The sequence below is a fragment of the Clostridium sp. DSM 17811 genome (assembly GCF_018861905.1).
Lineage (GTDB): Bacteria > Bacillota > Clostridia > Clostridiales > Clostridiaceae > Clostridium_AD > Clostridium_AD frigoriphilum.
Map to the genome: position 1 here is coordinate 226,675 of NZ_JAHLDU010000007.1, position 11,940 is coordinate 238,614.

Consider the following 11,940-nt stretch of genomic DNA (forward strand, 5'->3'; position numbering starts at 1 on the left):
ATAATATATAATATGGAAAGGGGATAAATATTTTAATTAATAGCAGAAATGCTGTTTTAGGATAATACCTAATAAAAAAAAGGATGGAAAGCATGAAAGTGAAAAATAAAAAACACACAAGCATTCATATTTTAATGTTTTTAATTTTTGAATTAGTATTCACAATTATCATAGGCCCATTTATGGTTTATTATGGACCATTTAAAAATGTAAAGAGTACAGTGGTAGGGTCAGCAATGACTACTCTTACATTACAATATCTAGTAACATCGTTTTTATCAGAAGAAAAAATAAATCAAATTATGAGCGATCAAAAAATAGAAGTTATAGCTCAAAATAATACAAATACTGTTGCTTCTGGTGTGGTTGTAAAAAATAAAAATAATAATGGTATTGAAAGATATGATGTAAAAGGGAAAAAGTTTAAAGGGTATTTACTCGTAATTAATGATCCGACTAGATTAAAAGTAGGATATAGTAGTAAGCTTGGCTCGAAAGGGGAGATAACTAGTACTATTGCAAAACATAATAATGCAATAGCTGCAATTAATGGTGGTGCATTTACAGATAAAACTTCCGGAACTCTTTTAAAAGAAGTTGGAGCAAATCCAGCTGGAGTTATAATATCTAGGGGAAAAGTTATTTATGATGGTATGAAAGATGAGAATCAAAAAAGAGAATGTGTAGCATTTACAAAATCGGGTAAGCTTTTAGTTGGGCTTTATTCTATAAAAGAAATGAAAGATTTCGAAGTAACTGAGGCAGTATCATTTGGACCAGCAATGATAGTTAATGGCAAGAAGGCTATTACTAAAGGGGATGGAGGATGGGGTATTGCACCTAGAACATGTATTGCACAAAAAAGAGATGGGACAATATTATTATTAGTCATTGATGGTAGGGAGCTCTCTAGCATAGGAGCTACTTTAAGAGACGTACAAGATGTATTGTACAAATATGGGGCTTATAATGCTACTAATTTAGATGGCGGTTCTTCTTCTACAATGTTCTATAATGATGAAGTTATAAACAAGCCTTGCGGTAGTGAAGGTGAGAGAACAGTACCTTCAATTATATACGTAGAGAAAAGGTAATGGAGTAAAATTTATCAAAGAATATTTTAAATAAAGGAGAAAATATTCCGAAATGCTAAAAAATATTTATACAAGGGTGAGTGAAATTTATGATATTAATACTTAAATCAATAATAATGGGTATAGTTGAAGGAATAACGGAGTTCTTACCAATTTCTTCAACTGGGCATATGATCATAGTAGGTCATTTTATCAACTTTACAGGTGCGTTTGCTACTTTATTTGAAATTGTTATTCAGCTTGGAGCAATTCTTGCAATTGTAGTTCTTTATCGGGCTAAGTTATGGGATTGCATTATAAATCTAAAACCAGGTCAATCAGGATTTAAGCTTTTGATTAATGTTATCGTGGCATTCATGCCGTCGGCAGTATTAGGACTTATATTACATAAGAAAATAGAGGCAGCTTTGTTTGGACCAGTTCCTGTACTTGCCGCATTAATAGTTGGTGGTATTTTAATGATTTTGGTTGAAAATAAATTTAGAAAAAGAGATGTAATTGGAAATGTTGATAATATTATTATGCCACAAGCTTTAATTATAGGGTGTTTTCAATGTCTTGCCCTATGGCCAGGTATGTCAAGATCTGCATCAACAATAATGGGAGCATGGATAGTTGGAATAAACAGTGTTGCAGCAGCAGAATTTTCATTTTTCCTTGCTATACCTACAATGCTTGGAGCAACCGCTCTAACATTATTTAAAGCTAAAATGGCACTTACTGGTATTGAGGTATTATCATTAATAACAGGGTTTGTTGTATCATTCTTAGTGGCTATTGTAGTTGTAAATAAATTTATAACTTTCCTAAAGAATAAACGTATGAGAGTATTTGCTGTGTATAGAATATGTCTTGGTGTATTTTTATTAGTACTGGTATTTATGAATATTTTAAAATAAGTTGTTGACATTGAATCTCTTCACTTTTGTGGGGGGATTTTTTACTAATATAAATATAAACTTGTTATTGTAAATTGAGTGAACATATGTCACAATAGTGTAATGTTAGATGTGCTTTATATTATTTTATTATTTATTGGTAACACTTAATTTTAAGTCATGTATGAAATTTTGAGAACATAGGAGGCAAAGATGGGATCCAAGAATATATCACAGCGAAAACGGAAAAAAAATTATAAGCTTAGAAATTTTATATTTTATTTGGTTTTTATATTAGTATTTACAGGAGTAAGTGCTCCATTAATTATATTTCATGGTCCTTTTACTAATGTGAAAAAAACGATTGTAGATGCAGCAATGACTACACTTAGTCATCAATGGATTGCAAAGCTTTTTTTATCTGATGCAGAAATTCAGAAAATTCGTGATGAAGATACAGTTCAGGTTATGCAGCAGGGTAATAATATCAAGTTTAGTAATAGCCATGACAATAGTATTGAAAGATATAATATTTCAAGTGGAATAAAGTTCAAAGGATATCTACTTATTATTAAAGATCCGACTAGAGTTAAAGTTGGCTACAGTAACAAACTTGGAACCCAGGGAGAGCTAACAAGCCAGATAGCTCAGGATAATGGTTCTATAGCAGCTGTTAATGCAGGAGGTTTTTCTGATTCTTCCTCAACTAACACGAAATGGACTGGCACGGGAGGAAAACCGACGGGTATTATTATGAGTAATGGAAATATTAAATTTAATGATATAACAGATCCAGACAAAAAGGTTGATATTACAGCCATTACAAGCAAAGCTCAACTTCTTGTTGGACTTCACAGCTTGAATGAGTTAAAGACGCTTGGGGTAACTGAAGCGGTGTCGTTTGGACCAGCTCTTGTAGTTGATGGTCAGGGAATGATAAAATCCGGAGATGGAGGCCAGGGAATTGCACCGAGGACAGCAATTGGTCAGCGTGCGGATGGTGCTATATTATTGCTTGTTATTGATGGAAGAACAACTAAAAGCTTAGGTGCATCACTTAAAGATGTACAAAACGTAATGCTTGAATATGGAGCATCTAATGCCTCTAATTTAGATGGTGGATCATCAACCACAATGTACAATAATGGTAGTGTCATTAACAACCCTTGCAACGCACTTGGCGAAAGAGCTGTTCCATCAGCTATTATCGTTAATCCTTAACAGATAGGAGAGTAACTATGAAAAAAGTATTTAAAAAAATGATAATATTAATAATCATTTCATTAATCGTACAAAGTGGTGGACTTTTCTATTTGAATAACTACTTTTTAACTTCGAATGCTGCTTTGAAATCTCAAAAGGTAGGAGACTCAGCGCAAAGTAAGAAAACGTCTGTTTCAACATTCAAAGTACCAAGCAACGCAACCACTGTAGATGTTTCTTATGATGCAGGATATATTTCATATTATTTGAATAATCAGCTATATGTTGTCAATACTATAACTGGTAAGAGCATTAACGTATTGTCTTCTAATGGAGTTAAAATATCATTTTGTAAATGGCTTCCGGATAGAAATAGAATGCTAGTTGTAGAAACTCAAAATAGAAATCTTTCATTATCATATTATGATGTTACTCAATCACAAAAGAGTAAAGTATCTGATATTTTAATGATTAGCTCAGCGTCTACTGTAAAGGATATTGAAGTATCACCTTTAACAAATGTAATTTATATAAAAGTTAAAAATGGTTATAAGTATTATTCTATATATTGGGTAAACATAATGAAATCAAGAAAAAAAATTGTTACTAAATCTGAATATGTAGGAAATATTGGAGTAATACCTCATGAAGATAAGATGGTGTACGAAAATTTAACCAATAACAAGGTTTATGCAACGGGGCCAGACCATGCTTTGAACTTCAGTGGCTCTACAAAATCATGCTTACTTGCAATAGATAATAATGATCAGGTTTATGTTGGAAATGTGGATAGTAGTAATAAAATTGATAAGATATATTATGGTAAATTGGGTGGTGACTGGAAGTCGCTTCCATTAAGCACAGCAGTAAGTAAAGATAACTTGTTTGTCACTGGTAGTGGTAAGGTTTATAAAAATGATAAGATTAAATGTATGGTAACAGAAATACAAACAAATAAAGAAACAATTTATAAAGGTACATTCCTACAATCATATAGTACTGGAGTTGCATCATTAAGTGATGGAAATTTAGTTAAAACACCTTTCAATTAAACTAAGAGTATATTATTTTCAGTTAAATCATGGAATATTCCAAAATATAATTGAAATATGTAAATAGGTGACAGAGGATCAAGAATTTTTCCTGTTAATAATTTGGAGGAATATAGTTATGGTAAAGAAAATTATACTAAAAGTGATAGTTTTACTATTTATATTTATGATATTATTAATAGGATGTGTAAGCGATACGGGTACGCTAATGAAGAGTGAGAAAATATATAATAGTAATATTCAATCTAAAATGTCTAAATATATAGATGATTATTCTTCAAAAGATAAATTTAGTGGTACGGTTATCGTTGCAAAGGATAATGAGGTTATATTAGAAAAAGGGTATGGAATGGCAGATTATAATAATAAAATTGTTAATAAACCAAAAACAGTTTTTGAAATTGCATCCATAACAAAACAATTTACGGCTACAGCAATTTTAATGTTACAAGAAAAGAATCTTTTAAGTGTCCAAGATACAGTTGATAAATATATTCCCGATTATCCAGAGGGAAAAAAAATAAAAATATATAATCTTCTTAGTCAAACCTCAGGAATTATCGATTACAGTCAACCTTCGGAAAAAGGAAAACTTACCTATACACCATTGGAAATTATTGAACTTTTTAAAAATAAACCGCGCAAGTTTGAAACTGGAACAAAGTATGAGTACAGTAGTTCAAATTATATATTGCTTGGATATATAATAGAAAAGGTATCAGGTATGAAATATGAGCAGTATTTAGAAAAGAACATATTTAAACCTTTAAAATTAAATAATACAGGGTTTTTAAGCAATAAAATGAGTATAAAAAATAAAGCAATAGGATATGCTCTATCTGAAAATTCGGGCAAATATACACCAGCATCTAATGAAGAAAACTCAACACTATATTCTGCTGGAGGCATTTATTCAACGGTTAATGATTTATACACATGGGGAAATGCATTATTTGAAGGGAAATTAATTAGTAAAGAGTCATTAAATGAAATGCTTACACCAGTATTAAACACTTATGGATATGGATATGGATTGATTATTAGTAAAAATGCTATGGAAGATAAAATGGTTTGGCATAATGGAACTCTATCAGGCTATTCATCATATATAGGGAAAAATATTAATAAAGACTATGTATTTATTATACTTAGTAATAAAGGTTCATACAATGTTGTACAAATGGTTTCAGGATTAACCGATATTTTAGAAGTGGAAAAATAACTTAAAAGAAGCAAGTTTAAAGGAGAGATTAATGAACAAGAATAAGCGTATTATAATTTCTAGCATAGTAGCCATAGCTGTAGTTGCTGGAGGGTTTACTATTGATAATATAATAAGATCAAATAAAATTAAAAATAGCAGGAACACACACGGAGCGAGCGTATTACTGCCAACTGCTAAAGACTTTTACAAAGTGGGGGATACAGTAAAGATTAATGATATATCTCTGAAAATTGATAAAATAGATACATCAAATGGAAATAAAGTAAATAGGCCGGATGCAGGATTAGAATATCTAATTGTAACCATAACAGTTAAAAATGGAAGTAACAGCAATAAAAACTATGGTGATGATTTTCAGATTCAAGATGAGAAAGGAAAAATTAGTGATCCTATAGTAACAATGATAGCTGCCAATCACATATTTAAGAGTGGTAATTTAGCGTCTAAAAAAGAGGTTACAGGAACCCTGACGTTCCTAGCAGTAAAGGGTGCTAAAGGATTGAGTTTAAACTACAATTGGGATACATTGAGACATAAGATAGTTCGTTTTAAATTAAACTAAAAGCAAAAATAATACATATGAAATTTTTCCAGTGCGAGGTATTACATACATATTTTAAGGATATTTATTCAAATTTAAGGGGGGACTTATATGGATGAATTAATTTATAGTATACTCGAAGAAACAAGAGAAAATAACTTTAATCTTAAACTTAATCCTATGGTTATGGGAAGAAAACAAATAGAAACGCCAAACAAAATTATTAATTTCCTTCAAACTCTCTCTAAATGCGTAATATGATGAGAAAGTTTAAAGTTCTTGTTTGCTCTATTTTTATTGTCACTATTATAAGTGGGGGCCTATTATTTTCTACTCAAAGTTATTATGAAGGTCTTATTTCAAAAAAATATTATGATGAATTTGGAGAAAATTTAACAGTACAAAAATTTAAAAGTCCAATACTTCAAAGCATGGGAGCAAGGCAAGGTGATAATCTTTTAATGTTTGGGTCCTCTGAATTTGTTCACACCATCGGGTATTATACTCAACCCATTAAATTTTTCAATGGTAAAAAAGATGGTTTTCAAATAAATCTTATTGGAAAAGGAGGTTATACATGTTTAGTACATGCCGCTAATTTTGGAGCATTAGGCACTGAACTTAAGGAGCAAAAGGTGGTTTTTGTAGTTTCTCCACAATGGTTTTTAAAGGGAGGGGTTAGTGGAAAGGATATTGAAGCTAATTCTTCTGAACTACAGATATATGGATTTTTGTTTAATAGGAAAATAAGCTTAGCTACAAAACAAGAGTTTTCTAAAAGAATAATGTCAATTCATTACTCAAAAACCAATAAAAACTTTGATATTATTAGAGAATATTGTTCTCTTTATAGTAATAAGGACTTAATAAGTACATCTAAGAGGTATTTATTGACACCCTACTACTGGATAAGATATGAATTGTTAGTTTTGCAAGATGACATAACTAGCAATAAATATCTTAAGTCTAATCCTAAACTTACAAAATATATTAAGCCTTTGCGTACAAATATTAATTGGAATGACGAGTTAAAAAAAGCTTCGAGCATTGCTAAATCAAAATCTAATAATAATGAATTTGGAATGGATAATATTGCGTATAACAACTCATTTAAAAAAAACCTTAAAAAAACAAAGGGATCTATGAAGAATGACTCTTATAAGATATCACCAGAATATGAGGATTTTAAATTGTTGTTAGATGTTTGCAAGGAAGAAGGAATTAAACCATTATTTTTAAATATTCCTGTAAATGGCAAATGGTATGACTATGCTGGATTTAATAAAAGTGATAGATTAGCTTATTATAAAAGGATAGATAATATGATTAATTCTTATGGTTTTGAAGTTGCTGATTTTTCAAAATATGAAAATGAAGATCACTTTTTAATGGATGATTCGCATATAGGATGGAAGGGTTGGATACATGTTAATGAAGCAGTTGATAAATATTATAACAACAATAAATAAAAATAACTAGTGCAAAATAAATTGTAAACATTTAATAATATATGAAAGATTAGATTATTTTTATAAACTAATATAACATCCATATCTTTAGGAAGATATGGATGTTATATTTTTTTATAAAGTTATGAGAGACTTTCCTTCGGAAATATTATTAAAAATTAAAAATAAAAAAAGGAATATATTGTAATGTGTAGAATTGGTATATTATGTAATTAATTAACAGTGAATATAAAATGTAAAACACTAAAAATAAATTTCAATGATTAAGGAAGTCTCAAATTCAATAAATTATTTAGAAGGAGCTAATTATATGAATTGTAAGCATTGTGGAAAGATATTATCTGAAGATAGTAAAGTATGTCCTAGTTGTGGTACTAACGAAGACATAAATAATTTACAAAAGTTAAATGATTATTCAGAAGACAAAATCAATAATTCAAAAAATTACATCTTAAATTTTAAAAAAATTATTTTTAATAAAATAACAATTGCTGTTTTAATTTTTTTGATAATAAGTTTAGTAGTTACCATAGGTAAGCTCAAAGTTTTTAATAATAAAGATAATATAGAAGGTAAACTAGTACTACAAAACAATTTAGGCGGTACATATTATAATAGGAATTTAGACAAGACAGTTAGCGATAAAGATGTTATTGTATTCCCTGATAAAAATTTGGAAAAGGTAGTTAGAGATGCGATTAAGAAATACAATGGAGAAATTTTAAAAAGTGATGTCTCTAAGATAAAAGAGTTAAAGGCTTCTAATATAAATATAAGTGACCTTTCCGGGATTCAAAATTTAACTAATTTGACTTTGTTATATTTATATAATAATAAAATAGAAAATATAGATGATTTAAAGGGACTTACTAAGTTAACTGTATTAGATTTATATAATAATAAAATCGAAAATATAAATGCTTTAAAGAAACTCACTAATTTAACAACATTATATTTATGGAATAATAAAATCGACAATATAGATAGTTTAAATGGGCTTACTAATTTGACTGTATTAGATTTATGGGGTAATAAGATCAGCGATATTGATGCCTTAAAGAGACTTACCAATTTGACTGTATTGGATTTATCTAATAATAAAATCAATAATATAAATGTTTTAAAGGGGTTTACTAAATTGAATGCATTATACCTAGGAACTAATCCAATTACAGATTATTCAATAACAAGTTCTTATTATAGCGATCTAGAAGATAAGGATTTTATATTACAATAAAAAATTTAAACATTCAAAAAATATATTAGATGATGTATTAAAATATCCTTTGTTAGATAACTACTTTTCAATTGTTTAATTATTGAAAAGTAGTTATTTTTACGTTCTTAAGATAATGATATAACATTGTATAAACGTTTATAATTTGTTTAAATATAATCATTTATTGATTAATTTATATTATATGTAAAAATCTTGACAATATTAGTAGTTAGGTATTATTATTAAGTAATGGTAAAATTGATTTTTAAAACCAAATCCAAAGTATATTCTAAAACAACATAACAATAAAGATCTAATTATTTAACGTAACAAATAATTTGAAAGGAGAGTTATTTAGAATTTAAAATTTAAATGATAATATGAATGGTGTGATGAATTATGATGAAACTTAGAAGCAAGAAAAAAGTAGTGATTATTAAAAAGAAAAGATTTATTTTAGTAATATCAGTGTTTATTATATTTTTGTGTTTAATATTTTACATTGGTAGTAAAGTAAATGCGAAGAAACAGGTAGTTAAAAATGTTAACACAACAAAAGTTACACTACCACACCCACGAACTGATGTAAATATGAATGCAAGGGAAGGTAAATCTATTAATAAAGAATTAAATTCTGATTCTTCAAGTACAAATGTTTATAATTCAGATGGACATAAAATAGCCTATCTAACTTTTGATGATGGACCTTGCGATAAGACTACCCCAGGAATTTTAAAAATTTTAGATAGTTATAATATAAAGGCAACTTTTTTTATAGTTGGTAGTTACGCAATAAAGTATCCTGATTTAGTAAAAAAAGAAGCAATGGATGGTCAAGCTATTGGAAACCATACATATTCACATAATTATAATTATATTTACTCTAATACTAACACATTTTTAAGTGATGTTAATAAATGTGAGACTACATTAAAATCAATATTGGGTAGTGATTTTAATAGTAAGTTAGTAAGATTTCCAGGTGGGTCATTTGGCAAGAAATTGGAACCCTTTAGAGTGGCACTTAAAAGTGATGGATACCATTATATTGATTGGAACGACTTAACGGGGGATGCAGAGGGTCAAAATGTACCAGTAGATAAGTTATTAGCTAATCTTAAAAAGAACACTGAGGGAAAGGGACATGTGGTTATTTTAATGCATGATCTTTCAACAAAGGCGACAACTGTCCAAGCACTACCAAAAGTTATTGATTATTTAAAATCTAAGGGATATTCATTTAAAACGCTTAGTTAAATCTGGTATTTTTTGGAATAATAAATACAGTAAGAATGCTTAAATATATCAAAAAAGTAAATTTAAATCTCTGAGGGGACTCCTCAGAGATCTTTTTAGGAAGACTGTCCTTTTAATTTTTTGGGCATAATAATTCCCCCAATTATAGGTTTAGTATCCTACAATTGGGGGAATTTTGAAATGTTTGTATCTAAAACTGATTATATATATAAGTAATTCTCACATCTGACTGAAATAAAAACAAATAACTGCAACCTAAAATGACAGTGGTATAAATAATTATCATAAAAATCATATTAGTTTTTATTTTTGTTATAATATTTATCAATAGCTTCATTAACATATACCCAACCTTTCCAGCCTATGTGAGCACTATCCATTAGAAAGTAATTTTCATCTTCATATTTTGAAAAATCAGCAACTTCAAAACCATAAGAATTAACCATATTATTTATCCTTTTATAATAAGCTAGTCTATCACTTTTATTATATCCAACATAGTCATACCACTTGCCATTTACAGGAATATTTAAAAATAATGGTTTAATTCCTTCATCCTTGCAAACGTCTAATAGCAATTTGAAATCCTCATATTCTGGAGAGTTTATACATAAATTGTTATTAGAAGATACCCTTATTGTTTCTGGGTTTCTTTTATATGCATGCTCATATACTCTATTGTCCATACCAAATTGATTATTAGTAGATTCTGACTTAGCAATTTTTGAAGCTTTTTTTAATTCTGCGTTCCAGTTAGTAGTTGTATGCGGTGGTTTTAAACCATTTGCAAGTTTAGGATCGGGTTTAAGATATTTATTGCTATTTATATCGTCTTTTAAAACTAATAGTTCATATCTTAGCCAGTAATAGGGGGTCATCAAGTACCTTTTAGATGTACTTAATAAGTCCTTATTGCTATAAAGAGAACAATAATCTCGCATAAGAGCAAAGTGCTTATTGACCTTTTTACCAGAAATCAACACTATTCTTTTAGAAAAATCTTGTTTTGTAGTTAAACTTATATTCTTATTAAATAAAAATCCATATACCTGTAGTTCAGATGAATTGGCTTCAAAAGTATTTTCATCAATACCTTTTTTTACAAACCATTGTGGGGAAAGTACGAAAACTACCTTTTGTCCCTTAAGTTCATGGCCTAGTGTTCCAAAATCAGCAGCATGTACTAAACATGTATAACCTGCTTTTCCTATAAGATTAATTTGAAAACCATCTTTTTTACCATTAAAAAACTTAATGGGTTGAGTATAATACCCGATAGTGTGTTCAAGTTCAGAAGAACCGAACATCAAAAGATTATCATGCTGCCTTGCTCCCATGCTTTGAAGTATTGGACTTTTAAATTTATGCTCAGTTAAATTCTCTCCAAACTCGTTATAATATTTTTTTGAAATAAGACCTTCGTAATGGCTTTGATAAAAAAATAAAAAACCAAAACAGATAATAATAGAACAAACAAAAGCTATAACCTTTTTCATTCTATTTTACTATTAGAGAGAGCTTTAAGGTATTCAATTAGTTTATTTGGTGTCTCTATATCTTTTCTTCCAACAATAGCAGGATCAAGTTTAATGTTAAAGTTCTCCTCTATAGCTACAATAAGTTCAATTATTCCTAATGAATCTAATCTCCCGCTGTCAAATAAATTCTCATTACTCTCTTCACGTAAATCCTCACCAGTAATTTCTTCTAATATATTATAAATTGTTTCTTCCATATAAATTCCCCCTTTTATTTAAATAAAAATCCTGAAAATATTAAAAAGCTAAAACATACTAAATTAAAAGTTAAAAAAGTTGAAGCAATTTTAAAATAAACTTTTTTCTTGTGTTTTTTGTAGAATGATTTTCTCTGAAAATAATCTGTAACTATTAGTAAAACACCATGAAAGGCACCGTAAACAATATAATTAAGTTGAATTCCATGCCATAGCCCCATGGTTATCATGTTTATCATGAAACCAATGTAGGAGGCTGTATATCTA

The 11,940-nt window shown here is 28.8% G+C and carries 12 protein-coding genes and 1 pseudogene; 10 read left to right on the top strand and 3 right to left on the bottom strand.

Going from position 1 to position 11,940, the window contains the following annotated elements:
• Positions 1-83 precede the first annotated feature (83 nt).
• The 10 genes from KPL44_RS11435 (at position 84) to KPL44_RS11480 (ending at position 9,938) form a co-directional block, all read left to right on the top strand.
• Positions 84-1,094 (top strand): phosphodiester glycosidase family protein, encoded by a 1,011-nt coding sequence (locus KPL44_RS11435; protein ID WP_216250077.1) that lies wholly within the window; start codon positions 84-86, stop codon positions 1,092-1,094.
• An 89-nt stretch (positions 1,095-1,183) separates the two neighbouring features.
• The gene (locus KPL44_RS11440) at positions 1,184-1,993 is read left to right on the top strand and encodes an undecaprenyl-diphosphate phosphatase (protein ID WP_216250080.1); all 810 of its coding nucleotides are present in this window, start codon (positions 1,184-1,186) and stop codon (positions 1,991-1,993) included.
• 192 nt (positions 1,994-2,185) lie between these two features.
• Entirely contained in the window at positions 2,186-3,193 is a 1,008-nt protein-coding gene (locus tag KPL44_RS11445; protein WP_216250092.1) for a phosphodiester glycosidase family protein, read from the top strand.
• Positions 3,194-3,210: 17 nt separating this feature from the next.
• Positions 3,211-4,227 carry a hypothetical protein gene (locus tag KPL44_RS11450; RefSeq protein WP_216250094.1) on the top strand — a complete coding sequence of 339 codons (1,017 nt, stop codon included), beginning with the start codon at positions 3,211-3,213 and terminating at the stop codon, positions 4,225-4,227.
• A gap of 118 nt (positions 4,228-4,345) precedes the next feature.
• Entirely contained in the window at positions 4,346-5,449 is a 1,104-nt protein-coding gene (locus KPL44_RS11455) for a serine hydrolase domain-containing protein (protein ID WP_216250097.1), read from the top strand.
• Positions 5,450-5,480: 31 nt separating this feature from the next.
• The gene (locus KPL44_RS11460) at positions 5,481-6,014 is read left to right on the top strand and encodes a DUF4352 domain-containing protein (RefSeq protein WP_216250099.1); all 534 of its coding nucleotides are present in this window, start codon (positions 5,481-5,483) and stop codon (positions 6,012-6,014) included.
• A 90-nt stretch (positions 6,015-6,104) separates the two neighbouring features.
• Positions 6,105-6,254, top strand: a complete 150-nt coding sequence (locus tag KPL44_RS11465; RefSeq protein WP_216250101.1) for a hypothetical protein — start codon at positions 6,105-6,107, stop codon at positions 6,252-6,254.
• Positions 6,242-7,462, top strand: a complete 1,221-nt coding sequence (gene dltD, locus KPL44_RS11470; protein ID WP_216250103.1) for a D-alanyl-lipoteichoic acid biosynthesis protein DltD — start codon at positions 6,242-6,244, stop codon at positions 7,460-7,462. Before KPL44_RS11465 ends, dltD (KPL44_RS11470) begins: the two co-directional genes overlap by 13 nt.
• A gap of 310 nt (positions 7,463-7,772) precedes the next feature.
• Positions 7,773-8,699: a leucine-rich repeat domain-containing protein gene (locus KPL44_RS11475; protein WP_216250105.1), complete on the top strand. Its 927-nt coding sequence runs from the start codon at positions 7,773-7,775 to the stop codon at positions 8,697-8,699.
• Between the two features lie 381 nt (positions 8,700-9,080).
• Positions 9,081-9,938: a polysaccharide deacetylase family protein gene (locus KPL44_RS11480; RefSeq protein WP_216250107.1), complete on the top strand. Its 858-nt coding sequence runs from the start codon at positions 9,081-9,083 to the stop codon at positions 9,936-9,938.
• A gap of 296 nt (positions 9,939-10,234) precedes the next feature.
• On the opposite strand, the gene dltD (KPL44_RS11485) is transcribed toward KPL44_RS11480, so the two are convergent.
• From dltD (KPL44_RS11485) to KPL44_RS11495, 3 genes and pseudogenes are all read right to left on the bottom strand, one after another.
• The gene (gene dltD, locus KPL44_RS11485; protein WP_216250116.1) at positions 10,235-11,434 is read right to left on the bottom strand and encodes a D-alanyl-lipoteichoic acid biosynthesis protein DltD; all 1,200 of its coding nucleotides are present in this window, start codon (positions 11,432-11,434) and stop codon (positions 10,235-10,237) included.
• On the bottom strand, positions 11,431-11,673 hold the full coding sequence (dltC, locus tag KPL44_RS11490) for a D-alanine--poly(phosphoribitol) ligase subunit DltC (protein ID WP_216250117.1): 243 nt from the start codon (positions 11,671-11,673) through the stop codon (positions 11,431-11,433). Before dltC ends, dltD (KPL44_RS11485) begins: the two co-directional genes overlap by 4 nt.
• Positions 11,674-11,687: 14 nt before the next feature.
• Positions 11,688-11,940: pseudogene (locus KPL44_RS11495) on the bottom strand (D-alanyl-lipoteichoic acid biosynthesis protein DltB); the annotation flags it as partial.

Coding starts and splice junctions, on each gene's coding strand:
- KPL44_RS11435 (WP_216250077.1), top strand. CDS start 84: ATGGAAAGCATGAAAGTGAAAAATAAAAAACACACAAGCATTCATATT.
- KPL44_RS11445 (WP_216250092.1), top strand. CDS start 2,186: ATGGGATCCAAGAATATATCACAGCGAAAACGGAAAAAAAATTATAAG.
- KPL44_RS11475 (WP_216250105.1), top strand. CDS start 7,773: ATGAATTGTAAGCATTGTGGAAAGATATTATCTGAAGATAGTAAAGTA.
- KPL44_RS11480 (WP_216250107.1), top strand. CDS start 9,081: ATGATGAAACTTAGAAGCAAGAAAAAAGTAGTGATTATTAAAAAGAAA.
- KPL44_RS11455 (WP_216250097.1), top strand. CDS start 4,346: ATGGTAAAGAAAATTATACTAAAAGTGATAGTTTTACTATTTATATTT.
- KPL44_RS11465 (WP_216250101.1), top strand. CDS start 6,105: ATGGATGAATTAATTTATAGTATACTCGAAGAAACAAGAGAAAATAAC.
- dltC (WP_216250117.1), bottom strand. CDS start 11,673: ATGGAAGAAACAATTTATAATATATTAGAAGAAATTACTGGTGAGGAT.
- dltD (WP_216250116.1), bottom strand. CDS start 11,434: ATGAAAAAGGTTATAGCTTTTGTTTGTTCTATTATTATCTGTTTTGGT.
- KPL44_RS11460 (WP_216250099.1), top strand. CDS start 5,481: ATGAACAAGAATAAGCGTATTATAATTTCTAGCATAGTAGCCATAGCT.
- dltD (WP_216250103.1), top strand. CDS start 6,242: ATGCGTAATATGATGAGAAAGTTTAAAGTTCTTGTTTGCTCTATTTTT.
- KPL44_RS11450 (WP_216250094.1), top strand. CDS start 3,211: ATGAAAAAAGTATTTAAAAAAATGATAATATTAATAATCATTTCATTA.
- KPL44_RS11440 (WP_216250080.1), top strand. CDS start 1,184: ATGATATTAATACTTAAATCAATAATAATGGGTATAGTTGAAGGAATA.